The following is a 24726-nucleotide window of genomic DNA, read 5'->3' on the forward strand; positions in this document are numbered from 1 at the left end:
GTGACGGCGGCCGCTGCGATGCCGCCACATCCATCCACGACCAGAATGTGGGAGAAGCAGATGGCCATGGAACGAGAAGACGGGGTCGACCCGTCAAAGCGGAAAATTCTTTTCGGCGATACAGGTTCCGGCACGAATGACGCCAGCGCTCCCTATCAGATCGCCAGCATTCTCATTCAGGCCGAACCGAAGAACATGCCTGCGATCAGACAGCGCTTTTCACCGGTCTCCTCCATCGAGTTTCACGATGCCCCCGGCATCGGAAAACTGATCGCGACGATCGAGACGCGCAACGATCACGAATTGGTCGAATTCGTCGACCTTTTCGAGCAGACCCCAGGGGTGATGAGCGTTGCTCTCGTCTACCACCAGATTGATGACGGAGGCGACGATGCCTAGAGACGGCGATAGCCCCAAACTTTCCCGACGCGAATATATCAAAGTCCAGGCGGTCGCAGCCGCGACGGCGGCAGCAGCGGCAAGTGCCGGCCTTCCCATTCCAGCCGAGTCAGCGGAGCTGAAGGCCGCCGCCCAGCTTTCCGAAATGCGCTGGTCGAAGGCCGCCTGCCGGTTCTGCGGCACTGGATGCTCGGTCATGGTCGGCGTAAAGGATGGCCGCGTCGTAGCCACTCACGGCGACGCCAAGGCAGAGGTCAATCGCGGCCTCAACTGTGTGAAAGGGTACTTCCTTTCCAAGATTCTCTATGGCGCCGACAGACTGACCAAACCGCTGCTGCGAATGACGGACGGCAAGTACGACAAGAACGGCGAATTCCACGAAGTCAGCTGGGATCAGGCCTTCGACATCATGGCGGAGAAGTTCAAGGCCGCCATCGCCAAGACCCGCAACAGCGAGGAGATGCCGCCGGTCGGCATGTTCGGCTCAGGCCAGTGGACGGTCTGGGAGGGCTATGCCGCCTCCAAGCTCTACAAGGCCGGCTTCCGCTCCAACCATATCGACCCGAACGCCCGTCACTGCATGGCTTCGGCCGTCGCCGGTTTCATCCGAACCTTCGGCATAGATGAGCCGATGGGGTGCTACGACGACATCGAGGAAACCGATGCATTCGTGCTCTGGGGCTCGAATATGGCGGAAATGCATCCGATCCTCTGGACCCGGATAACCGACCGCCGGCTCTCCGCTCCGCATGTCAACGTCACCGTGCTGTCGACCTATCAGCATCGCTGCTACGATCTGGCGGACAGCGGTCTCATCTTCACCCCGCAGACCGACCTGGCGATCCTCAACTTTATCGCCAACTACATCATCCAGAATGATCGTGTGAATCAGAACTTTGTCGGAAAGCACGTGCGTTTCCGGCTCGGCAATGCCGATATCGGCTATGGCCTCCGCCCGGAACACGAGCTGGAGAGAAACGCCAAGAATGCCAAGAAGGCAGGCGGCTCCACGGATATGAGTTTCGAGGATTACGCCAAATTCGTTTCGGCCTATGACGTAGACAGTGTCTCGGAACTCTCCGGCGTGCCGACGAACCAACTGATCGAATTGGCCGAGCTTTACGCGGACCCGAACCGCAAGGTCGTCTCGTTCTGGACCATGGGTTTCAACCAGCACACCCGGGGTGTTTGGTGCAATAACCTGATCTACAACATCCATCTTCTGACGGGCAAAATCTCCGAGCCCGGCAACAGCCCGTTCTCGCTCACCGGACAACCTTCCGCATGCGGTACAGCGCGTGAGGTCGGGACCTTCGCACACCGGCTTCCGGCAGACTATGTCGTGGCCAAGAAGGAGCATCGGGACATCGCCGAGAAGATCTGGCAGATCCCCGAAGGCACGATCCCCGGCAAGGTCGGCTACCATGCCGCGCTGCAGAACCGGATGCTGAAGGACGGCAAGCTCAACGCCTACTGGGTCCAGTGCAACAACAACATGCAAGCGGCAGCCAACATCAATGAGGAAGGCTATCCGGGTTACCGGAATCCGGATAATTTCATTGTCGTCTCGGACGCCTATCCGACAGTCACGGCGCAGGCAGCAGACCTGATCCTGCCAACCGCCATGTGGGTTGAAAAGGAAGGTGCCTACGGCAATGCCGAACGCCGCACCCAGTTCTGGTATCAGCAGGTGCAGGCTCCCGGTGAAGCGAAATCGGATATCTGGCAAACCGTCGAGTTTTCCAAACGGTTCAAGACGGATGAAGTCTGGTCCGACGATCTTCTCGACAAGAACCCCGAATACCGCGGCAAGACCCTCTATGAGGTGCTCTTCGCCAATGGTACCGCGAACAAGTTCCCGCTGTCGGACGCGAGCCTCGAGTTCGAGAATGCCGAGTCCCGGGATTTCGGCTTCTACCTGCAGAAGGGCCTGTTCGAGGAGTATGCCACTTTTGGCCGGGGCCACGGGCACGACCTGGCGGACTTCGACACCTATCACAAGGTGCGCGGGCTGCGCTGGCCAGTCGTCGACGGCAAGGAGACGCGCTGGCGGTTCCGTGAGGGGCTTGATCCCTATGTCGAGGCCGGAAAGGGCGTCCAGTTCTACGGCAAGAAGGACGGCAAGGCTTGGATTTTCGCCCTGCCCTACGAGCCGCCAGCGGAAGCGCCGGACGAGGAATACGATCTCTGGCTCTCCACGGGACGCGTGCTGGAGCACTGGCACTCAGGCTCGATGACGCAGCGTGTTCCGGAACTCTACAAGGCGTTCCCGGATGCTGTGGTCTTCATGCACCCGGACGATGCTCAGAAACGGGGCCTTCGCCGGGGCGATGAAGTCACCATTACATCGCGGCGCGGCGAGATCCGCACCCGCGTCGAGACGCGGGGCCGAAACAAGCCTCCGCAAGGGCTCGTCTTCGTCCCCTGGTTCGACGCCAGTCAGCTGATCAACAAAGTCACGCTGGATGCAACCGACCCGATCTCCAAGCAAACGGATTTCAAGAAATGCGCAGTCAAAATCGCCAAGGCCTGATGAAGCCCGTGCGGCACGCAGCGTTTCTTCTGGCGCTGATCGTGACCGCCTCCATGGTCCCCGCACTTGTGAGCTTCGCGGAAGACCCAACCGCAACGCTTCGGGAGGCCGAGATATCGGTGAACAAGGAAGCCCCGCGGATGGGGCGGATCACCAACAATGACCTCCGGCAGGCCCGGAACTATCCGGAACAGCCACCGTTGATCCCCCACAAGATCAGGGGATATCAGGTCGATAAAAACTCAAATCGCTGTCTGACCTGTCACAGCCGCTCCGCGGTCGAACAGTCCCAGGCACCAATGATCAGCGTGACCCACTACATGGATCGCGACAATCAGGTGCGGGCCACCGTTTCGGCCCGGCGCTACTTTTGCAACCAGTGTCACGTTCCGCAGACCGACGCCAAACCGCTGGTGGAAAACACCTTCGTTGACGTCGACACTCTGCTGAACAGGTGACGGGAGGGCCCATCAATTGTCGCTTTTCCGGATCCTGAAATCGTACTGGGAGACCCTGACGCGGCCGTCGCGCTATTTCTCCCTCGCGTTCCTGACGATGGGTGGATTCATCGCAGGGATCATCTTCTGGGGCGGTTTCAACACCGCTCTCGAAATAACCAATACCGAAAAATTCTGTATCTCCTGCCATGAGATGCGGGACAACGTTTATGCCGAACTGAAATCCACCATCCACTACACCAACCGCTCCGGCGTCCGTGCGACCTGTCCCGATTGCCATGTCCCCCATAACTGGACGGACAAGATCGCCCGCAAGATGCAGGCATCGAAAGAGGTCTGGGGCAAGATCTTCGGCACCATCAGCACGCGAGAGAAGTTTCTGGAAAAACGCTTCGAATTAGCCAGCCACGAATGGGAACGGCTCGAAGCAAATGACTCGCTCGAATGCCGAAACTGCCATGACTTCACCTACATGGATTTCACTCAGCAAAGTCCACGAGCGGCTGACCACCATGCGCGCCTGCTCGCGACAGGTGAGAAAACCTGCATCGATTGCCACAAGGGCATCGCACACCAACTGCCAGACATGGCACAGAAAAACTGAAACTAGGGTAGCCGCGCCGGTCTGGCACTCACGCACATCGCCGTGCAGGCCAAGCCGGAGAATACGAGCAAAGCGACCTCCCCGCCTTTCCAGTCATAGAGCGCCCCGAAAAGGGGCGCTCCTGCACCCTGACCCGCCGCAATCGACAGAAACCCGGCCCCCAGACCGAAAGCGGGACTGCTCGGAACCATTTCGACGCCCCATACCAGAATGACGCCCGTCAGCATGATGTAGGCCGCACCGAATAATGCGGCGGCGATAAGGGGCACAGCGCCAGAGGCATTGGAAAAGAGGATCAAAAGTAGGGATAGGGCGAGCGCGGCGAGCGAAAGCCGATGCACCGGATTGAGCCCGAAGCGCCGTATCAGAGGCCCCGCAGCCGCGCCGGCAATTCCCGCAATACCAATCACGATCCAGACCCGTGCAATTGCCTCTTCTCCCCACCCGGCGAGCCCGTGCAACAGCGCTCCCCCGAATGTCCAGACAGCCGTGCTGGTCATGCCCATGAGAAATGCCGCCAAAAGAACCGGTCTCAGAGCGCCGGGAACACGAGCATTCGGGCCGGAGCGTTCCTCTCTACGCGCAGCAACCGAAGCGACGACTGGCATCGCATAACCAAGCCAGACCGTCACTCCGAGTGCCATTACCGCAAAGACCGCATAAGCCTCCCGCCAGGCTTCGGCAAATCCGATCGCCACCGGGCCGGAAAGGATCACGCCCGCACTGGTACCGCTGTTGATCAGTGTGTTTGCCGCACCCTGACGTGCGCCGGAAATGCTCTGCGAAACGGCCAGCGCCAACGGCGGCGATGCCAACCCCGTACTCACCCCGGCGAGGAAAACAGCCGCAGCCAATTGCCCGGCCCCATCGGACCATGCAATCCCCGCCATGCCCGTCGTGGCGACAAGACCGGCAATCAGCACAGTCCGCCGCGCGCCGAGCCCGTTGCTCGCCAGAGCCGCGACGGTAATCGCAAGGCAATAGGCCGCGAAGGCACCGGCGCTGATCAACCCGGCCTCGATCCGGCTGAGACCGAGATCGGCTGTTATCGCCGGAAGAAACAGTCCGTAAGCGAAACGCGCCAGCCCGTAGGAAGCGGCAATCAAGGCAAACCCGGCCGCAATGAAGGATATCGTTTCCGCGGGTTTCACCTCTTGGAGGCCGCTGCGACCAACGCCTCTGCCGCATCCCGCGCGGCATCCACCATCTCGTCGCCTGCGACCGCCGCAGCGGAAACCGCCCCTTCGAAGAGCAGCCAAACCTGGTCTGCCAGACGCGGATCGGGGGCTCCGACAGCCGCCTCAACCCGCTCGGCGATCAGCGCGCGCATGCGCTGCTTGTGCGATTGGGCGAAGGCCGCGATCCCCGGGTCTTCGGAGTGGTATTCGCCGAGCGCCCGCAGGAACGGACAGCCGACACCTCCCTCCTCACCCATCCAATCCAGCAAAACATCAAACATACCGGAGACCGGGCCAGTCCCGGCAACGGCATTCATCGCGGCAAAGAAGCGTTGGTCACGGCCCTTCAGGATGGCCAATGCCAGCCCGTTCTTGGAGCCGAAATGCTTGTAGAGCGTCCGGGTCGAGGCTCCGGCCGGCTCCAGCAAGCGGTCAACCCCGGTTGCCCGGAAACCCTCACGGCAGAAAACCTGCTCGGCGGTTGAAAGAATGACTTCGCGCTTATCCATGACGCCAAATGTAAAACGTTCGTTTTACATTTGGCAATCCTTTTACCCGCCGCTGGTTACCCGCCGCTGGCCGCCTGCCGGTTGATGCCATCGTGCCTGGCCCGTATTTCCGCAGGCCATGTGCTCTTGATGAAAGACAGCACGGCGATGATTTCCCTGTCGCTGAGCGTTCCCTCGAAACCGGGCATGTCGCTTTCGTAACCGTCACCGACGATCCGGGCCGGGCCGAGTTTCGTAAGGGCGAAAAGCTGCCCATCGGGATGATGCCAGGTATGTCCGGACGGGTCGTGCGGCGGGGCCGGCAGTCGGCCGTCCGGGTTGCGCTGTTTCCAGTTCGCCTGCCCTTCGAGGGCCGCGCCGTGACAACTCGCGCAGGCCTCTGCGTAAATCTCGCGCCCGTCTGCGACCAGTCCGGTATTCCCGGGCCGCAGCCTGATTACAGTGCTGTTCTCGGCGTCAGTTGCTCCCGGAACGATCTTGGAGATCACGGACGGGCGTTCCGGATCCTGCATACGCGAATAACCGGCAAGGCCGAGCAAGATGAGGACAGCAGCGCCGGAAACCAGAAAGCGCCAGTTCATACCCCATCTCCGATGCCCGCTAGATCGTCGAGGATCGGACAATCGGGCCGGTCATCGCCATGACAGGCATGGACCAGATGCGCCAATGTCTGACGCATCCCTTTCAACTCCCGGATCTTGCGATCGATCTCGTCCAGATGCGCTTCGGCAATGGCCCGAACGTCCGCACTCTCCCGGCCCGTCTCGTCATAAAGCGACAACAGCGCCCGGCAATCCTCGATGGAGAAGCCGAGTCCCCTCGCCCGTTGCAGAAAACGCAGCCGGTGCACATCCTCGGTCGAATAGATGCGATAACCGTTATCCTGCCGGTTCGGCCGGACCAGACCAATTTCCTCGTAATAGCGGATGGTCTTGGCCGGCAGCCCCGCGCTCTGTTCAACCTCCCTGATTTGCATCACCTGTCTCCTCAGAGTTTCGCCGACCGGAGCCGGAGAGCGTTGCTGATGACCGACACGGAGCTAAGACTCATCGCCGCCGCAGCCAGCATCGGGCTGAGCGTCAGCCCGAACAGCGGGTACAGCAGGCCAGCCGCAACCGGAACACCCAACGCGTTGTAAATGAAAGCAAAGAACAGGTTCTGCCGGATATTCCGCATGGTCGCCCGGCTCAGCCGCCGGGCCTTGACCAACCCGCGCACGTCGCCTTTCACCAGGGTCACGGCAGCGCTTTCCTTGGCAATGTCGGTGCCGTTGCCCATGGCAATGCCGATATCGGCAAGCGCCAGCGCGGGAGCATCATTGATGCCGTCACCGGCCATGGCAACGATACGTCCCTCGGCCTTCAGTTCACGAATGAGGTCCGCCTTGTCGGACGGCATCAATCCACCACGCACTTCCGATATCCCGAGTTCGGCTCCGATGGCAGCGGCTGCTTTCGGGTTGTCGCCCGACGCCATGACCACACGAATACCGTCCCGGGTCAGATCGGCGACAGCTTCCGCCGCGCCGTCCTTGATCCGGTCCCGCACAGCGAGCAAGCCGATGGCCGCACCGTCATGCGCAACATAAAGCAACGTTGCCCCGGCTTCGGAATATGTCTCCGACGCTTCCGCGAGTATGGATATATCGACATTGAGGGTTTCCATGAAACGCGCCGATCCGGCGGCCACCTGCGCCTCATCGACGAGCCCGCGCAAACCGAGCCCGGCTTCCGCCTCGACACCCGCCGCATGCTCCACGGGAACTCCCCGCTCCATGGCAGCCCGGATGACCGCGGCGGCTAGCGGATGCTCACTGCCGCGCTCGATCGCCGCGGCGAGGCCGAGAACCCGGTCCTCGCTCGCACCCGCCACCGTGGCGATATCGCTCATGTCGGGCCGGCCCTCGGTCAGGGTGCCGGTCTTGTCGACGACCAGCGTGTCGATCTTCTCAAACCCTTCGATAGCCTCTGCATCGCGGATCAGGATGCCCGCCGACGCGCCGCGCCCGGCACCGACCATGATCGACATCGGCGTTGCCAGACCAAGTGCACAGGGGCAGGCAATGATGAGGACCGAAACGCCAGCGACAACGCCATGCGCCAGTGCCGGCTCCGGACCGAAAAGCGCCCAAGCCACGAAAGCGGCCACCGCCGACAGCACTACCGCCGGCACGAAATATCCCGCCACCGCATCGGCAATTTTCTGCACCGGCGCGCGGCTCCGCTGCGCCTCCGCCACCATCGTCACGATGCGGGACAACACCGTGTCCTGCCCGACAGTCACGACTTCCATCACCAGTGTCGAACGGCCATTCAGTGTGCCGCCGACAAGGCTGTCACCGACATTCTTCTCAACCGGCAAAGGCTCGCCTGTCAGCATCGACTCGTCGACCGCGCCGGTGCCCTCCAGAAGGCGGCCGTCCACTGGAATGCGTTCCCCCGCGCGAATGCGGATATGGTCGCCCTGCCGGATATCGTCCACGCCGATTTCTTCGTCATCTCCACCATCGGTCAGGCGTCTGGCCGTCTCCGGAGCAAGACTGAGCAATGCTTTCAGGGCATCGGACGTGCGCTCACGCGCGCCAAGTTCCATGACCTGTCCCAGCGCCACCAGACAGATGATGACGGCGGCGGATTCGAAATACAGACCGACATGCCCTTCGGCGCCCCGGAAACCCTCGGGAAAAAGATCCGGCAGCAACAAGGCTGCAAGGCTGTAGAGATACGCAGCCCCGGTGCCGATGGCGATCAGCGTGAACATGTTGAAATGGCCGGTGCGCAGCGACGTCCAGCCACGCTGAAAGAACGGGAATCCGACCCAGAGCACAGCCGGAGTTGCCAGCACGGCCTGTACCCAGGCATTCCAGGGGCCTGCAACCAGATCGGCCAGCCCGGGCACCATCTCCCCCATCGAGAGGATGAATACCGGCAAGGTCAGGACGGCCCCGATCCAGAACCGCCGACGCATGTCGAGATATTCCGGATTGGGCGGCGTGTCCCGCGTGATCATCTCCGGCTCAAGCGCCATCCCGCACATCGGACAGCTATCCGGCTCCGGGCTCCAGACACTCGGACACATCGGGCAGATATAGCCGGGGCCAGCACCTTCCGGCTTACCTGTCATGACCGCCTTGCCCGAACTGACGCCGCCGCCGTGACCGTGACCGCAGCAGGTACTGACGGGCTTTGCCGCCGCAGCGTGGCAGCAGGACTTCGGTGCCTCGGCTTTTTCAGGTTCGTGGCAGGACATGATGGCTCCGTCGGATGGTTCCTTCAGCCGGCAGTATCCGGCTTCATGTCACTGCATAAAGCTTCTAGCTACTGGAAGGTCAAGCGCGATCCGCGACATGTCCTTCTTAGTTGCCCATCAGGTGCAGAACCACCTCGCGGCGGTGCGGTGCACGGCGATGCTCCAGCAGATAGACCGCCTGCCATGTGCCGAGCAGCATCCGTCCGTCAGCAACCGGCACCGAGAGCGATGTCTGGGTCAGCATCGTACGGATATGCGCGGGCATATCGTCAGGCCCTTCGATCCCGTGCCGGTAGCGGCCCGGGTCTTCCGGGGCGATATCAGCGAGATAGTCCGCCAGATCGGCACGTACATCCGGATCGGCATTTTCCTGGATCGTCAGAGAGGCCGAGGTATGGCGAACGAAAAAAGTCAGCAATCCCGTCGATATGCCGGCCGCCTCCAGCCAGGAGGACGCATCCCGCGTCAGGTCGTAGAAGCCGTGCCCCGCCGTACGAACAGTCAGAACATCCTGTGCCTGGCGATCCACACGCAACATGGCCGCGCCTTCCCATTACCGTTCTTAAACAAATCCTCGGGTCAAATCCCCGAGCCGGAACTATGCTCATGACATTGCAGCGGCACAACAGAGGGCAGCCATGACAGGCAGCGACAGTCAGGAGAGCGCTCTCCAAAAGGCCGTGATCGAATTGACCCGGCTCGATCCCGACATCGGGGCGCTTTACGAGAAGCTCGGCCCTCCACCATCAAGGCGCGAGCCTCCCGGATTCGCGTCCCTGATCCGTATCCTTACGGCCCAGCAAGTCTCACTGGCTTCCGCAAGCGCCATATGGACACGGCTCAACCAACAGCTCGACGTCACCCCCACCGCCATTGCCGCCGCGACAGACGAGGATTTCAAGCAGGCCGGTTTCAGCCGCCCGAAGGTTCGCTATGCCCGCGCCCTTGCCGAATACGTACTGGACGGGCGGCTCGATCTTGAAAACCTGCACAATCTGGATGACGAAGCCGTCGTCACGGCTCTGACGCAGGTTCCAGGGATCGGACGCTGGACCTCGGACATCTATCTTCTGTTTTGTCTCGGCAGACTGGACACCTGGCCAGGCGGCGATCTCGCCATTCAGGAAGCCTTGCGTGCACTCAAAAATCTGGACATCCGCCCACGGGAAAAAGACACCCACCCGATTGCCGAGTCCTGGCGCCCATACCGCGGCGCGGCGGCGCAATTACTCTGGCAGTACTATCGGATGCTGAAATTTGGCGGTAAAACCGCCGGAATTGGAGTGTTTCCCGTGACAGACGCGGCATCACCCTGATATCTTTCGGGAAATTGATACGAAACTAGGGCATTAGAAACCCTTAACAGCCGATCTCGTTACTGCCAGCATCGGTCCAGCAAACACCTCCAAGCAACGGAACGGAGAGTCAGAATGACGCAGCCCATCCTGCTCCTGTTACCCGGCGGGAACCGGAATTGCGCTACATGAGAAATAAAGTGACGCAATGGGCATGACCAAGCCGGCAGATCTGGAAAACCACCCGACCGAACTGCTCGGCGCCCTGGAAGAAATTCAGGTCGGCCTCTGCCATTTCGACCAGAACGGCTGCATCACCTCCTGGAATGCTCCGTTTCTCGATCTTTATCCTGAACTCAACGGTGTTGCGCTTGTCGGAAGAACACTCGACAGCCTGCTGAGCGAGCCGGAAATAATACAGCGCTGGGTTACCGACGCCCCGTCTGATCGTCCCGAGCTATGGCGCGAAAGAAGGCTGCAGGCGCACCGGGAGCCTGGCGGACGCGTCCTGCTGCACGACCACAAGAACCGCTGGATCGAGATTACCGAACTCCGGACCGCCAGTGGCGGTTTGCTGAGCTTCCACCGGGATATCACCGAGGAAAAAGCCGCCCGTAAACACGCCGAAGATCAGACCATGCTGCTGCGCGCCACGCTGGACAGCATTGATCAGTCCATTGCGGTCTTTGATTCGGCACTGACGCTGAGGGTGTGGAACGCCAAGCTGGTTGAGATGTTCGATTTCCCCGAACACCTGATGCGCATCGGCACACCGGTCTCCGAGTTGGTCGATTACATGATGGTGCGGGGCGACTTCCTGGAAACCGACCGGGAGAAGGTTCTCGAAGAGGTGGTCGGCTACCTGCGGCTAGAACGCTCCATGACCAGCAACCACCGTCTGGCTTCGGGCCGCATCCTCGAGCATTACTTCACGGCGATGGCGAATGGCGATGTCATCATGGCCAGTACGGACGTGACCCTGACCGAAACGGCACGCCAGGGCCTGGCAGAGAGCGAAGAGCGGTATGCTCTTTCCGCAGCTGGCTCCAACGACGGCCTGTGGGACTGGGACCTCCGGCGGGAAAAGATCTATCTGTCGCCGCGCTGGAAAGAGATGCTCGGGCTGGACGACGAGGATCTCACGGATAATCCCGTGGAATGGTTCAGCCGCATCCACCCGGACGATGTCGCCCGCGTCACCACACAAATGGACGCCCATCTGGCCGGAACGATTTCCCACTTCGAATGCGAATTCCGGGTCCGCCATGCCGACGGCACCTTTCTCTGGATGCTGACACGGGGCCTCGCCGTGCGCGGCCCGGATGGTTCGGCACACCGCGTCGCCGGCAGCCAGACAGACATCACCGGGCGCAAGCAGACCGAACAGCAACTTGTGCACGATGCCCTGCACGACGCATTGACCGGCCTTGCCAACCGGACATTGTTCCTCGACCTCGTGCGCAGGGCTTTGGCGCGCTTGCGCAAGGAGCCTGGCGCCCGCTTTGCCATCGCCTTCCTCGACCTCGACCGGTTCAAGATCGTGAACGAGAGTCTTGGACACGTTCACGGTGACGACCTGATTTTTGCGACCGCCCGGCGGTTCGAGAGCGCCCTGCGCGATAACGACACGGTTGCCCGCCTGGGCGGAGACGAGTTCGCCATCCTGCTGGAGAACATCAAGACTCCCGAAGAGGCAACCCGTCTGACCGAGAGCCTGCATCAGGCCCTGGATACCCCCTTCCGTCTCGGCGGGAAGGAGATCTTCGTCTCGGTATCCCTTGGCGTTGCCCATTCCGAACAGGGATACGAGCGGCCGGAAGACATCCTGCGCGATGCCGAGCTTGCCATGTATCAAGCCAAGGAACGCGGCAAGGCCCAGAGCATCGCTTTCCAGGACACCATGAGGGTCTGGCCGGTGACGCCGCTCGACCTCGATTCGGATCTTCGTCGTGCGCTGGAACGCAACGAGATGCAGTTGTACTACCAGCCGATCATCGATATGCGACGCGGGAAGATCGCCGGTTTCGAAGCCTTGCTCCGCTGGTTCCATGCCGAGCGCGGGGAGATATCACCGGTGGAGTTCATCCCAGTCGCTGAAGAGACGGGAACCATTTTCGCGCTCAGCAAGTGGGCCCTGCACACTGGCGGGATGCAAATGGCAGCCTGGAACGCCGACCGTCCAGAGGACGATCAGCTTGAAATCAGCGTCAACCTCTCGGGCCGGCAGTTTGCCCGCCCGGAAGTCGTTTCCGGGATTATCGATTGCCTGGAAGGCGTTGGCCTTCCGGCGACCCAACTCAAGATCGAGATCACCGAAAGCACCCTGATGCAGGATGTCGCGCTGTCGACTCAGATGCTGGATCGGCTGAAATCGGCGGATATCAGGATCTGCGTCGACGATTTCGGCACCGGTTACTCGTCCCTCTCCTATCTGCACACTTTTCCGATCGATACCCTGAAGATCGACAAATCCTTTATCGAGGACATGACCAGCAACTTCCAGAATCTGGAGATCGTGCGCACTATCACGATGCTGGGACAGAATTTGCGCCTGGACGTGATCGCGGAAGGCGTCGAGACACCGGAGCAGCTAGCGCAATTGCGCGCGCTCGATTGTCATTACGCTCAAGGGTATCTTTTCTCCAGACCCATGAACGCCGAGCATGCAACGGCGTTTCTTGCGGAAGACAAGAGTTGGTAGCACGGTTATCATCGGGCCCGTCATGAAGCGATATGCGCATTATTATCTCCAGTCCCGCCCCGCCACCAATCGTAGCGGCCCCTGGGAAACCGTCGAGCAGGCTCGTGCCTACTCGGTCCTGAAATCCGGATTGGCGCGGGAAATCGCGAACGATCGCGGCGCGGAAATCCGGCTGGTCGGTGCCTACCACGACGACGCATCCGGCGACTGGCAATATGCCCAGCTGTTCTATCTCGATCAGTCCAGCATCGATCTGGCGATAATCGCGGATCAATCCGCCGCGGATTTCGAGCCAGACCTCGACGATGATGCAGTGGGCGGTTTCGGAGAGGAGTCCGAACCGGACGATCCTTACTCGGAACGCACCGAGGCGCCGCGCCGGGACGAAAGTATCTCGATGAGCTACGAGTCCCCGCCGGAAAGCGAGGACAATGATTCCTGGCAGAGCGGACAGGGCGAAGAATCCGGGCGTCCGGCGTACGATGACCTCCCGCCTGTCTTCCGGAAACCTGTACCCCGGAAGAAACGCTCCGCCTTCAGAACCATCATTCTGCTGCTGCTGGTATTGCTTCTCCTGGGAGGCGGCGCAGTGTCGGTGCTGCTGTATCTGCAGCATCCGGCAATGCTCTCTCTCGCCGACAAGGCTGGGCTTGGCAGCTACGCACGCATGTTCCCGCATGCCTCAGTGGCATCAGGCGAGCCGGAGATGGGGAGCCAAACCGCGGACGAGCCCGTCGTGATGCCATTGACCACAGGCAGTGTGATCCGGTATCGCGGCATCGCGCCGACGCTGGTTGGCCGCTGGTCCCCGGACAATTGCGGGCAGAATTACGTGATCTTCACGGAGACCGGCTACACCGTGACCCGTGAAGGCAAGACCTCCCCCGAAACCGTCAATATCACCGAGACTCTGGAAGACGATTTCCAGTTCTATCTGCGGCGGTCTCCGACACTCGTCGAGCACTTGCAGAAGCTCGGCCCGAACGATATTCAGATGGCTGGATCGACCGGCACCGGCGGCTTCATGGCAAGCGGCAACACGATCCAGATTTTGAACCGCTGCCCCCGGGAATAACGCCAGCCTGAATTAAAACAGGGAACCCTGCCGGGGAGCAGGAGGTTGAGCTTTGTCTTGCTCCATCTCGGCGACTGGCTCGATCAGGCCCGGATCGTTGTTCCGGACATTGCCGACACGGCTTGAGACCGGCGTGAAAACAAAATCATCTTCCCCATAGGGTCGCAGCAGCGCAGCTATCTCCTCCGCATCGCCCTCAAGCCAGAGGGCAAATTCCTCGGGGTGCGACATCATCACCGGCATCCGGTGATGAATATGCTCGATTCTGGGGTCCGCATCCGTCGTCAACAGGGTGAATGTCTCGAGTGGCTCAGCACCTTTTTCCCAGCGCTCCCAAAGACCGGCAAACGCAAATGGGCGCTCTCCCTCAAGCGAGATCCTGTAAGGTTGCTTCCCGCTCCCGACCTTGCGCCATTCATAAAAGCCGTCCGCCGGCACCAGGCAGCGCCGCTTCGCATAAGCATCGCGGAAAGACGGTTTCTCAGCGGCCGTTTCCGACCGCCCGTTGATCAATGATGCGGCCCGGCTCTCGTCCGGTGCCCAGCTTGGAACCAGTCCCCAGCGGAGCCCGTCCATATGGCGTTTTCCGTCACGCTCCCGGATCACGGGCGCGGTCTGCATCGGCGCCATGTTGTAGCGCGGTTCCAGATTCAGCATGTCCGTTACCGCGAATAGTCGGCGCAGGGCCTCTGGTGCCGTTGTGATGCTGTAGCGACCGCACATGCCTGTTCAAATCCGCTCGGTTCCGGTATTCCAAGTCGAAACTACGACCGCTCATGCACCTCTATCAACACTTTGCCGGACAGATCATGGACAAACAGACGCTGCTGAACGAAGTCATCCTGATTGCCCGGGACGCCTCGGCACTGATCCTGAAATATTACGAGGGCGAGATCGCGGTCGACGAGAAGACGGACGGCTCGCCAGTCACAGCCGCAGACCGGGCCGCAGACGCGCTGATCTTCCCGGCTCTCGAGAAGCTGACGCCGGAAATCCCGATCATCTCTGAAGAGAGCTTCGCCGACGGCCACAATCCCGATGTTTCCGGCGGCACCTTCTGGCTGGTCGATCCGCTGGACGGCACCAAGGAATATATTCGCCGCAACGGCGACTTCACGGTGAATATCGGTCTGGTGGAGAATTTCGAGCCGACCCTCGGCGTCGTCCTGACCCCGGTCGACGGCCGGGCCTCCGCCGGTTTCGTCGGCGGCGGCGCATTCGAGGAAGAAGCCGATGGCAGCCGCACGCCGATTTCGGTGCGAGAGGCGACGCCGGAGACGCTGACAGTCGTTGGCAGCCGCTCCCACCGCTCGCCGGAGCTTGAGGAATATATCGAGACCCTGAAACCGGCCCAGTCCATCTCGCGCGGCTCGGCGTTGAAATTCTGCCTCGTGGCGCGCGGTGAAGCGGATGTGTATCCACGCACCGGCCCGACCTGCGAATGGGACACCGCTGCCGGTCATGCCGTGCTGAATGCCGCCGGCGGCACCATGACCGCGTTCGACGGCACGCCGTTCCGCTATGGCAAGTCCGGGGAAAAGTTCCTGAACGGGATGTTCATCGCCAAGGGCCGCAACGTTTAACGCGTAGAGCCGCTTAACCAGCGGCTTTCAGCACAGCCTTGGCCAGCGCGTTGATTTCCTTCGCGGCGACGCTGCTCTTGGCGAATTCAACAACGCCCAGACCGTCCGCCATGCTGCTCGCCAACGCTACGCGATTACCGACCTGCGTTTTGGCCACCGGCAGATTCAACTCGGTCAGCGCCGCCACCATGCGCTCCGTCAGCTTAGCTCTCGGCGGCACCCGGTTGAGCACCAGCAGCACAGGGGTCTTCTCCTTCGCGGCCATCTCCAGGGTCGGCTTCGTCGCCCAGACATCCATCGGGCTTGGCTGCACCGGCACGACAGCAAGATGCGCATTGCGCACCGCGATCCGTGCCTCGGTCTCGGCGTGTGGCGGAGAATCAACGATGACCACGTCATTCTCTTTCGCCTGACGCTCGATCTCGGACGCCGCGCGCCAGCCGGTGACCTGCAGGATCTCCAGCGCGCCCTTTCCCTTGTAGACAAGATCACCATGCATCTCGGCCCGCATGGCGAACCAGGTGGCCAGACTCATCTGCGGATCGATATCAATGGCCGCGACGCGCTTGCCGCTTTGGGCCAGGGCAACAGCAAGTTGAGCTGCCAGAGTGGTCTTGCCCGCTCCGCCCTTCTGTTGCGCAATGGTGATGATGGTTCCCGTCATGGCCGCACTCCCAGGCTGCTTCACGACTGTATCTCACACGGCACGTTAACACCATTTTTGTGCAGCGCAACATGAGACCGCCTCTTGACCGCACCCGCCGGACCGGCGGATAAGCGGCGGTCATGATCGAAACACGGGTTCTGAATCCAACCGACGCGACCCTCTACGAGGCCGCCGCAACGCTCGCGGCCGGCGAGCTTGTGGCGTTCCCGACCGAGACCGTCTACGGGCTCGGCGGCGATGCGACCAGCGACAGGGCCGTCGCCAAAATATTCGAGGCGAAGGCCCGGCCGAGTTTCAACCCGCTGATTTCCCATGTCCCGGACCTGGACGCCGCCTTCACGCTCGGGAATTTCAACAAGCGCGCCCGGGCCGTTGCCGAAACCTTCTGGCCGGGCCCGATGACCCTCGTGGTGCAGCGACGGGAAAACTGTCCGATCTCCCTGCTGGCCAGCGCCGGGCTCGACACCATCGCCATCCGTGTACCGGCGCACCCGCTCGCAGCAGAACTGCTGCGCACCGTCGGTCGGCCGATCGCCGCCCCCAGCGCCAATCCGTCAGGCCGGGTAAGCCCGACCACGGCAGAGCATGTCCTTGCCGGGCTGGCCGGGAAGGTCTCGATCATTCTCGATGGCGGCCCCTGCTCTGTCGGGCTCGAATCCACGGTACTTGACCTCTCCGGCGAGGCCCCGACCATCTTGCGGCCTGGCGCCGTCACGGCTGAAATGCTCGAACCGCTTCTGGGATCGGTCGCGGCGGCCGGCGCCAGCGCGAAGATCGCAGCACCGGGCATGCTGGAAAGCCATTATGCGCCGGCGCTTCCCGTGCGCCTCAATGCCGAGACAGCGGAAGAAGGCGAACTGTTTCTGGGTTTCGGAGAGGTATCCGGGCCAGACGGCGCGGAAACCCTCAGCGCGGCGGGCGACCTCACTGAAGCGGCAGCCCGCCTGTTCTCCCTGCTGCGCGCACTCGACCGGCCCGGCGCAATCGGCATCGCTGTCGCCCCGATCCCGGAGACCGGGCTCGGCGTCGCCATAAACGACCGGCTTCGCCGCGCCGCTGCGCCGCGCGCATAGGTGCCTTCTCAGCGCGACGGGTTGTCGTTCCGGCGCTGCTGCCTATTATTGCTGCCGAATTGCATTCGCACCGGAGATCCGTTTTATGTCCGCCCCGCGTACCATGGCCCTTTCCGACGCCCCTTATGCGCCGACCGCTATCGAAATCGCCGCCCTTGAGAAGATCAAGGAAATCGTCGGCCCGAAGGGCTGGACCTCCGATCCCTCCGCCATGGAGCCCAATCTTGTTGAGGATCGCGGGCTGTTCCATGGCCGCGCGCAGATGGTGGTCAAACCCACCAGCGCCGCTGAAGTCTCTGGCGTCCTGAAGCTCTGTAACGAAGCGGGTATCCCTGTCGTCCCCCAGGGCGGCAACACCAGCCTGTGCGGCGGATCCGTGCCGTTCGAGACGGGTAACGAGATCGTCCTGTCGCTGGCTCGGATGAACAAGGTCCGCTCGATTGATCCCCTGAATTACACAATGACCGTCGAAGCCGGTTGCGTGCTTCAGTTCCTGCAGGAGGAAGCAGCCAAGGCCGACCGTTATTTCCCGCTCAGCCTTGCCGCCGAGGGCAGCTGCATGATTGGCGGCAATCTCAGCACCAATGCGGGCGGCACCAATGTCCTGCGCTACGGCAACACCCGCGATCTGACGCTTGGCCTTGAAGTGGTACTGCCGGATGGTCGAATCTGGAACGGTCTCGGCAGTTTGCGCAAGGACAATACAGGCTACGACCTGAAGCATCTTTTCGTTGGCGCCGAAGGCACCCTCGGCATCATCACAGCAGCAGTCCTCAAGCTATACCCGAAGCCGCGCGATATCCGCACCGCCTTCTGTGCCATCCGCGATGTGGACGCCGCCATTGAGCTGCTGCAGCGGGCCCGGGCGGAGAGTGGCGACAGTGTAGAGACGTTCGAGCTTATCCCGCGGCTGGTCATCGACCTCGTCCTGAAGCACATGCCGGACTGCCAGGACCCGTTGGGTGAGCGGTACGAGATGTACACGCTGATCGAGCTGGTCACCACGTCGGACAATGACACGGGCATCGAGGAACGATTCGAAGCCATTCTCGGCGCCGCCATGGAAGACGGGCTGATCCTTGACGCCGCTCTCGCCCAGAATGAGCAGCAACGTCAGGAATTCTGGAAGCTGCGCGAGAATGCGTCCGAATCCCAGAAGATCGAAGGCGCATCCATCAAGCACGACGTCTCCGTGCCGGTTGCCAGCCTGCCCGCCTTCTACAAGGCCGCTGCGGAGGCGATCAGAAAAGTGGACGAGAAAGCGCGCATCGTTGCCTTCGGGCACGCCGGGGATGGCAATCTGCATTACAATGTGGCGGAGCCCGAGGGCGGCGATTCAAAAGCATTCGTCGATCGCTGGGACGAGTACAACCGGGCAGTCCACGATGTCGTAGTTTCATTCGGCGGCTCAATCAGCGCGGAGCACGGCATCGGCCGCCTGAAGCGTGACGAGCTGGCTCATTACAAAGACCCGGTCGCCCTCGATCTGATGCGCACGATCAAAGCGGCGCTCGATCCGAACGGCACCATGAATCCCGGCAAGGTGATCTGACTTTTTTGCCTGCCCCGGGTGCTGATTGACCTAGCTCAATGAGCTTCGGGCGGCGACAACCTATCCTCTCAGCTCTGAGCATTACTTAATGTTTCTGAGCGAAGGAGAAACGCCATGGGAAACATCACTGAGAGTAAAAGTTCGGAACCCGCGAAGACATATGCCGATCCGTTTTCCGCCTTTCGCGCAGAAATGGACCGTATGTTTCATAACTTTCTGCAATCTCCCGCCATGTCCATGTCTCTACCCTTCACGGGGATGCATGGCGGCCTCGTAGTTCCCACCACGGACATGAAGGAAGGTGACTCCGAGATCACCATCACGACAGAACTCCCCGGCATGGGGGAGGAGGATGTCGAGGTCACTGTGAAAAGCGGCACACTTACCGTCAAAGGCGAGAAGAGCGAGGAAAAGAAGGACGAGAAGGACAATTACCACCTGACGGAACGCCGTTACGGCAAGTTCCAGCGCTCCTTCAAGGTTCCGGACAATATCGACGAGGCGAAGATCAAAGCCGCCTTCGATAAAGGGGTCCTCACCATCAAGATGCCGAAGAGCAAGGATGGCACTCACGCCGAGCGCCGGATCAAGATAGGCGCCTGATCGTCTTGCCCGGCTCCATTCGCGAGCCGGGCTTTTCTGATGACTTCCTCATCTTGCGTTCCGCCCTATTTGGATTACAACGCGGGCCGCAGGCACTAAACTGCGGCAAACAATTGAGAGCCGGGTGCCACAGCCTGGTCCGATTAAGTGTGAGGAAACCAATGTCTGTTTATTCTGCCCCGCTTGATGATATGCGCTTCACGCTGCGCGAGATTGCCGGCTTCGACAAGATTGCCGCGCTGCCCGGTTTCGAGGGCACCGATCAGGAACTCACGGACCAGATTCTGGAAGAAGCGGGCAAGTTTTCCCGCGATGTCCTGGCCCCGCTGAACGAGATTGGCGACAAGGAAAAAGCGCACCTGGAAAACGGCGTTGTGCGGCCGGTTAACGGGTTTGCCGAGGCCTACAGCCAGTTCTGGCAGGGCGGCTGGAACGCCATGCCGTTCGAGGAAGAGTTCGGCGGCCAGAACCTGCCGATTTCCCTGACCACGGCGGTCTGGGAAATGTGGAACAGCTCCAACCTCGCCTTCGCACTCTGCCCGCTGCTGACGCAAGCCGGCATCGAGGCCATGACCAAGCATGCGAGCGCCGAGCAGAAAGAGAAATACCTGCATAAACTGGTTTCCGGCGAATGGACCGGAACGATGAACCTGACCGAGCCGCAATCCGGCACGGATCTGGGCGCAATCCGTACCCGCTCCGAGCGCAAGGGCGATCATTATCTTCTGAAAGGCCAGAAGATCTACATCACCTGGGGCGACCACGACATGACGGACAATATCGTCCATCTCGTCCTCGCCCGCTCCCCTGACGGGCCGCCCGGCAGCAAGGGACTTTCCCTCTTCATCGTGCCGAAATTCATGGTCAATGACGACGGCTCCCTCGGTGCCCGGAACGACGTCCGGCCGGTCTCCCTGGAACACAAGCTCGGCATTCATGCCAGTCCGACCTGCGTGATGTCCTATGGCGACAACGAAGGCGCTACCGCCTACCTGATCGGCGAAGAAAATCGCGGCATCGAATACATGTTCGTGATGATGAACAATGCCCGTCTCGGCGTCGGCCTGCAGGGGCTCGCCATTGCCGAACGCGCCTACCAGCAGGCTGTCGCCTTTTCCCGCGACAGGGTGCAAAGCCGGGCCATCCAGGGCAGCGACGGGCCGGTCGCGATCATCCAGCACCCGGACGTCCGGCGCATGCTGCTCGGCATGAAAAGCCAGATCGAGGGCATGCGCGGTCTCTGTTATTACACCGCCGCCGAGATCGACCGGGCCAACCGGGAAGAGGATCCGGATACAAGGGCACGCGCGCAGCGCCGGGTCGACCTGATGATCCCGGTGGTGAAGTCCTGGTGTACCGACACCGGCCTCGCCATCACCTCAACCAATATCCAGATTCATGGCGGCATGGGTTTCATCGAGGAGACCGGCGCCGCCCAGCATTACCGCGATGCCCGGATCACCACGATCTATGAAGGCACCAACGGCGTGCAGGCGATGGATCTGATTGGCCGCAAGGTCGCCCGCGACGGCGGTGAAGCGGCAGCAGAACTGTTCGCCGATATCCGCGCCGACCTGGAGCCGCTGCGCGCCAGTGACGACCTGTCCGCCCACGCCATCGTCCGGAACATGGACACGGCACTCGCGGCGGCGGAAAGCGCCGTTCAATGGCTGGTCACGACCTTCCCGGCCGATACCGGCAAAGCCGCCTCGGGAGGCGTCTCCTTCCAGAACCTGATGGGCCTGCTCTGTGCCGGTTGGCTTCTGGCGCGCGGCGTCAGGGCAGCAGCCGAACAGAAGCAAAGCGCCAACGGAAATGCGGCCTTCCTGGAGAGCAAGCTGATCAGCGCCCGGTTCTTCGCCGACTATCACCTCAGCCAGGCCCCGGCCCTGCTGACACAGATCACGGACGCAGGCGACAGCGTGATGGCGATGTCGCTGGACCAGTTCTGATCGGCGAGGTGAAGAAGCCTCAGGTCGTCACATCAAGGAACAGCCCGGACGGGCTGCTCTGCGTCGATGTTTTTCGTCGGGAAGACGGTAGTTTCGGGTTTGAAGAATTTCGCCGAGACCCGGAGGATGCCAGTGGCTGGTATGGCGTTGGCGGTTATAGCGGCTTGCGGTACGCGTCTGCCCATGATGCCGACAAGGACGCTACCGCCCGCGTCTCATGGTACGGAAACGAATAAGCGACCATGTGGCATCGGGGCTACGGTAACGGACCCACTAAAAATTCGATAAGCGAAGATTCTCGCGATCCCTGTCGCGGTCCCGTTCAATCGGGAAAAGCTCGTTCATCATGGTGCGGATCATCCGGCGGAAAACCGGATCGCTGGCTCCCGCCGGGGCCGGCGCCTCAGACCACGCGGTGCTGAGAGGCTCGGATTTGGCGCAAAACGCCGCATCAAGCCGCAATTTACCGACGGTTTGACGCGTCGGAACCGCATCTTCTTCACACAGCTGATCGGGTGAGCCGACAATTGCAGCATTTGCCAAAATCACGATCCGGTACTCCGGATGAGCTGTGCTGGCGCAATCGGCGGTGAAACGTGCCGAAGAGCCGAGGATCGCACCGGAGGCATACTCCGCCGCAGCAGCCGTAACCTCAGACGCCTTGGCAAGAGTGTCCACAAATGCTGCACCGGACAGGGTCATGCAAACAGGCGTTTTCGACGCCGCATAGGTCAGATACTCGCGCTTACCCTCATTATCGACACCGGAATATCCGTGCATCGAGGTTACGCAACCACCGAGCAGACTAACGGTGAAAACCGCACCGACTGCAATCATCCGCGACGTGATTTTCTGTCCCACAGCACTCTCCCTTTTTAGCGCCTGAAAAGCGCGCGTGACTCAGATATGGGCGCTCCCGCAAAGCGATCAATCGAGGCAGAGTGACGCGGCCCGAAGAACGGATATTTCTAGAAAATTCCTTCGAACGGATTCAGCTTGATCCGGGGCTTCGGATCGAATTCGAGAACACCGAGGCTACCAGTATCATTCGCATCGGCCTGGAACATTTCGCGCGCTGCCTGCAACAGCAGATTGCGGTAGTTCGGGTCCGTCAGTGACGTCATCCGGTCCGATCGCGCCTTGACCGCCGCGATCGAAACTTCCTGCCGGCAAAACACCATGAAGAGTGTCTGCCGCGCATCGCGCCGGTCATAGCTGAGCGGTTTCTGCGAGCTCGCCGCGCAGACCTGATCAGGTGTCGTCGAGACCGGCGGATCGAATGCAATCCTGAACCTGAATTGCGGCGCCCCGGCAGCAGCCGGGTTCAGCGTGAAACCGCGCGGCACCTCGGAATAAACGCCGGAAAGAATGCGCGCCGAAGCAGCCGCCGTCTCCCCCTTGCCTTCCCGGAACGGCTGACCGGAAACCTGGAGCAGCATCGGCCCCTGCTTTCCGGCAAAGGCCAGCACGCGTTTCTTGGCACCTCCGCTCACTCCGGTCGGGGACTGAACAACGGTTGCGCCGCATCCGGCAACGAGCAATAGAACGATAAGGGACGCAAAGCATTTACTGAGGGGGCGGATCATGTCCTCTCCAAGTCTGGACCGGTGGCAGGCGACTGTCCCATGGCGGGTTCCGTCCTGTCACCACTTGGATATCCGCAAAGCGGAAGTCCAGCGCATTTACCTTGTCCGCACCGCCGGTTTATCGTTCCGGTTCAACGGGACGGAACCGAGGCCGAAATATGCGCGACATCGATCAGGTTTACAGCTTCTGGTTCGAGGAATGCTCCGAAAAGCAATGGTTCGAAAAAGATCCGGAGCTCGACCGGCAGATCCGGGAACGCTTCGGCGCGCTTGTCGAGGCCGCGGCTGAAGGGAAACTGGAAGACTGGCTGGAAACCCCGCGCGGCGCCCTCGCCTATATCCTGTTGCTGGATCAGTTTACCCGGAACATCCATCGCGGATCGGGCAAGGCTTTCGCCGCCGATGCGAAAGCGCGTGCTGCCGCCATCAAGGTTCTGGTGGACGGCTATGACGGGGAATCTACAGACCGTGAGAAGACTTTTCTCTACCTGCCATTTGAGCATAGTGAGAACCTTGAGGATCAGGAACGCTGTGTCGCGCTGTTCGAGGCTATCGGCGACGACAGGCTGACTGACTACGCCGTACGCCACCGCGACATCATCGCCCGCTTCGGCCGTTTTCCGCACCGCAATGACGTTCTCGGACGCGAAAGCACCGAAGCTGAACAGGAATTCCTGAAACAACCGGGCTCTTCTTTCTGATCCCAACCGGCACCGACAGGCCAGGACAAGGCCGCAAGAAAAGGAAACATACAGTGGCAGATAAACCTCACGTCCTGATCCCCGCCCCCTATTACAAGCCGGCAATGGACCGGCTGGACGAGATCGCCACCACGCACCACCTGTACAGCGCGCCGGACCCGAAAAAGATGCTGGCCGAGGTCGGTGAGAAATGCGTTGCCTTCGCCACCTTCATGAAGTGCGACCCGCCGCTGCTGGACCAGGTGCCGAACGCCAAGCTGATCGCCAATTTCGGTGTTGGCTACGACGCCATCGACATAGAGGATGCTAACCGCCGGGGCATCAAGGTCACCAATACGCCCGACGTGCTGAACGATTGCGTCGCTGACCTCGCTCTGGGCCTGCTGATCTCCGCCCGCCGCCATATCGTCGACGCGGATCGCTTCGTACGCGCCGGACAGTGGCCGGTGAAGAAGCAATACCCTTTCGTGAACAAGGTACATCACTCCAAGGTCGGTATCGTTGGTCTCGGTCGCATCGGACTCGAAATCGCCGATCGCTGCGCCGCGTTCAAGATGGACATTTCCTATCACAACCGGTCCATGAAACCGGACGCGCCCTATCGCTACTACCCCGATCTGGTGAAAATGGCCCAGGACGTGGAAATCATGGTGGTGATCACGCCGGGCGGTGCCGCCACCAACAATCTGGTGAACGAGGCAGTGCTGCAAGCTCTTGGGCCGCAAGGCCTGCTGGTGAATGTCGCCCGCGGCTCTGTCGTTGATATGGATGCCCTGATCGCCTGCCTGAAGGACGGCCGTCTCGGCGCCGCCGGGCTCGACGTTTACCCGGACGAGCCGAATGTGCCGGAAGAACTGTTCGGCATGACAGAGAACGTGGTGCTCACCCCGCACATCGCCAGCGCTACGCACGACACCCGCATGGCCATGGGCATGCTGGTCTATGACAACATCAAAGCCCACTTGGCAGGCGAGGACCTGCTGACGCCTGTCAACTGAGCCTTATTGA

At 61.1% G+C, this 24726-nt stretch carries 25 protein-coding genes; 15 read left to right on the top strand and 10 right to left on the bottom strand.

What is annotated here, in order from left to right; genetic code table 11:
• The first annotated feature begins 60 nt into the window (after positions 1-60).
• From K328_RS0107375 to K328_RS0107390, 4 genes are read left to right on the top strand one after another with little or no spacing between them, the layout of a single operon-like run.
• On the top strand, positions 61-399 hold the full coding sequence (locus K328_RS0107375; RefSeq protein ID WP_028465433.1) for a chaperone NapD: 339 nt from the start codon (positions 61-63) through the stop codon (positions 397-399).
• Positions 392-2932 carry a nitrate reductase catalytic subunit NapA gene (napA, locus tag K328_RS0107380; RefSeq protein WP_028465434.1) on the top strand — a complete coding sequence of 847 codons (2541 nt, stop codon included), beginning with the start codon at positions 392-394 and terminating at the stop codon, positions 2930-2932. Before K328_RS0107375 ends, napA begins: the two co-directional genes overlap by 8 nt.
• Positions 2905-3390: a nitrate reductase cytochrome c-type subunit gene (locus K328_RS0107385; protein WP_226886511.1), complete on the top strand. Its 486-nt coding sequence runs from the start codon at positions 2905-2907 to the stop codon at positions 3388-3390. The genes napA and K328_RS0107385 overlap by 28 nt, the downstream gene beginning before the upstream one ends.
• Positions 3391-3406: 16 nt before the next feature.
• Positions 3407-3994: a cytochrome c3 family protein gene (locus K328_RS0107390; protein WP_028465436.1), complete on the top strand. Its 588-nt coding sequence runs from the start codon at positions 3407-3409 to the stop codon at positions 3992-3994.
• A 2-nt stretch (positions 3995-3996) separates the two neighbouring features.
• Here the strand turns inward: K328_RS0107390 and K328_RS0107395 are convergent, their stop codons facing one another.
• The 6 genes from K328_RS0107395 to K328_RS0107420 form a co-directional block, all read right to left on the bottom strand.
• On the bottom strand, positions 3997-5145 hold the full coding sequence (locus K328_RS0107395; protein WP_028465437.1) for an MFS transporter: 1149 nt from the start codon (positions 5143-5145) through the stop codon (positions 3997-3999).
• On the bottom strand, positions 5142-5681 hold the full coding sequence (locus K328_RS22940; protein ID WP_036553229.1) for a TetR/AcrR family transcriptional regulator: 540 nt from the start codon (positions 5679-5681) through the stop codon (positions 5142-5144). The genes K328_RS0107395 and K328_RS22940 overlap by 4 nt, the downstream gene beginning before the upstream one ends.
• 56 nt (positions 5682-5737) lie before the next feature.
• Complete coding sequence (locus tag K328_RS0107405; RefSeq protein ID WP_245577419.1) at positions 5738-6262, bottom strand: c-type cytochrome; 525 nt, start codon at positions 6260-6262, stop codon at positions 5738-5740.
• Entirely contained in the window at positions 6259-6657 is a 399-nt protein-coding gene (gene cueR / locus K328_RS0107410; RefSeq protein ID WP_028465439.1) for a Cu(I)-responsive transcriptional regulator, read from the bottom strand. The genes K328_RS0107405 and cueR overlap by 4 nt, the downstream gene beginning before the upstream one ends.
• Before the next feature lie 11 nt (positions 6658-6668).
• A complete protein-coding gene (locus K328_RS22945; protein ID WP_245577421.1) occupies positions 6669-8930 on the bottom strand; it encodes a copper-transporting P-type ATPase in 2262 nt (753 codons plus the stop codon).
• Positions 8931-9036: 106 nt separating this feature from the next.
• Entirely contained in the window at positions 9037-9468 is a 432-nt protein-coding gene (locus tag K328_RS0107420) for a secondary thiamine-phosphate synthase enzyme YjbQ (RefSeq protein ID WP_028465440.1), read from the bottom strand.
• A 100-nt stretch (positions 9469-9568) separates the two neighbouring features.
• On the opposite strand from K328_RS0107420, the gene K328_RS22950 reads away from it, so the two are divergent.
• The 3 genes from K328_RS22950 to K328_RS0107435 all read left to right on the top strand — a co-directional run bounded on the left by K328_RS22950 (position 9569) and on the right by K328_RS0107435 (position 14001).
• Complete coding sequence (locus K328_RS22950) at positions 9569-10246, top strand: DNA-3-methyladenine glycosylase family protein (RefSeq protein ID WP_051284618.1); 678 nt, start codon at positions 9569-9571, stop codon at positions 10244-10246.
• A gap of 193 nt (positions 10247-10439) precedes the next feature.
• On the top strand, positions 10440-12926 hold the full coding sequence (locus K328_RS0107430) for an EAL domain-containing protein (RefSeq protein ID WP_028465441.1): 2487 nt from the start codon (positions 10440-10442) through the stop codon (positions 12924-12926).
• 22 nt (positions 12927-12948) lie between these two features.
• A complete protein-coding gene (locus K328_RS0107435; RefSeq protein ID WP_028465442.1) occupies positions 12949-14001 on the top strand; it encodes a hypothetical protein in 1053 nt (350 codons plus the stop codon).
• Between the two features lie 12 nt (positions 14002-14013).
• Here K328_RS0107435 and K328_RS22955 read toward each other — a convergent pair whose 3' ends face one another.
• Positions 14014-14724, bottom strand: coding sequence for an SOS response-associated peptidase (locus K328_RS22955; RefSeq protein WP_051284620.1), 711 nt, complete (start codon positions 14722-14724; stop codon positions 14014-14016).
• An 86-nt stretch (positions 14725-14810) separates the two neighbouring features.
• Here K328_RS22955 and cysQ point away from each other — a divergent pair, with 86 nt between their 5' ends.
• On the top strand, positions 14811-15584 hold the full coding sequence (gene cysQ, locus K328_RS0107445; protein ID WP_036553542.1) for a 3'(2'),5'-bisphosphate nucleotidase CysQ: 774 nt from the start codon (positions 14811-14813) through the stop codon (positions 15582-15584).
• A gap of 13 nt (positions 15585-15597) precedes the next feature.
• Here cysQ and parA read toward each other — a convergent pair whose 3' ends face one another.
• The gene (gene parA / locus K328_RS0107450) at positions 15598-16248 is read right to left on the bottom strand and encodes a ParA family partition ATPase (protein ID WP_028465444.1); all 651 of its coding nucleotides are present in this window, start codon (positions 16246-16248) and stop codon (positions 15598-15600) included.
• Between the two features lie 122 nt (positions 16249-16370).
• On the opposite strand from parA, the gene K328_RS0107455 reads away from it, so the two are divergent.
• The 5 genes from K328_RS0107455 to K328_RS26300 all read left to right on the top strand — a co-directional run bounded on the left by K328_RS0107455 (position 16371) and on the right by K328_RS26300 (position 21667).
• Positions 16371-17324, top strand: a complete 954-nt coding sequence (locus tag K328_RS0107455) for an L-threonylcarbamoyladenylate synthase (RefSeq protein WP_028465445.1) — start codon at positions 16371-16373, stop codon at positions 17322-17324.
• Positions 17325-17409: 85 nt separating this feature from the next.
• The gene (locus K328_RS0107460; RefSeq protein ID WP_342665266.1) at positions 17410-18876 is read left to right on the top strand and encodes an FAD-binding oxidoreductase; all 1467 of its coding nucleotides are present in this window, start codon (positions 17410-17412) and stop codon (positions 18874-18876) included.
• Between the two features lie 114 nt (positions 18877-18990).
• A complete protein-coding gene (locus K328_RS0107465) occupies positions 18991-19479 on the top strand; it encodes an Hsp20/alpha crystallin family protein (protein ID WP_028465447.1) in 489 nt (162 codons plus the stop codon).
• A gap of 161 nt (positions 19480-19640) precedes the next feature.
• Positions 19641-21431: an acyl-CoA dehydrogenase gene (locus K328_RS0107470; RefSeq protein WP_028465448.1), complete on the top strand. Its 1791-nt coding sequence runs from the start codon at positions 19641-19643 to the stop codon at positions 21429-21431.
• 8 nt (positions 21432-21439) lie between these two features.
• Positions 21440-21667, top strand: coding sequence for a hypothetical protein (locus K328_RS26300; RefSeq protein ID WP_084608149.1), 228 nt, complete (start codon positions 21440-21442; stop codon positions 21665-21667).
• 37 nt (positions 21668-21704) lie between these two features.
• Here the strand turns inward: K328_RS26300 and K328_RS0107475 are convergent, their stop codons facing one another.
• Together K328_RS0107475 and K328_RS0107480 are read right to left on the bottom strand one after the other, a co-directional pair.
• Positions 21705-22292, bottom strand: coding sequence for a hypothetical protein (locus K328_RS0107475; protein ID WP_028465449.1), 588 nt, complete (start codon positions 22290-22292; stop codon positions 21705-21707).
• A 107-nt stretch (positions 22293-22399) separates the two neighbouring features.
• Positions 22400-23017 carry a hypothetical protein gene (locus K328_RS0107480; RefSeq protein ID WP_028465450.1) on the bottom strand — a complete coding sequence of 206 codons (618 nt, stop codon included), beginning with the start codon at positions 23015-23017 and terminating at the stop codon, positions 22400-22402.
• A gap of 158 nt (positions 23018-23175) precedes the next feature.
• On the opposite strand from K328_RS0107480, the gene K328_RS0107485 reads away from it, so the two are divergent.
• Complete coding sequence (locus K328_RS0107485) at positions 23176-23718, top strand: DUF924 family protein (protein WP_028465451.1); 543 nt, start codon at positions 23176-23178, stop codon at positions 23716-23718.
• A gap of 53 nt (positions 23719-23771) precedes the next feature.
• On the top strand, positions 23772-24716 hold the full coding sequence (locus tag K328_RS0107490; protein WP_245577422.1) for a 2-hydroxyacid dehydrogenase: 945 nt from the start codon (positions 23772-23774) through the stop codon (positions 24714-24716).
• Positions 24717-24726 lie beyond the last annotated feature (10 nt).

It is taken from the genome of Nisaea denitrificans DSM 18348, assembly GCF_000426505.1.
Lineage (GTDB): Bacteria > Pseudomonadota > Alphaproteobacteria > Thalassobaculales > Thalassobaculaceae > Nisaea > Nisaea denitrificans.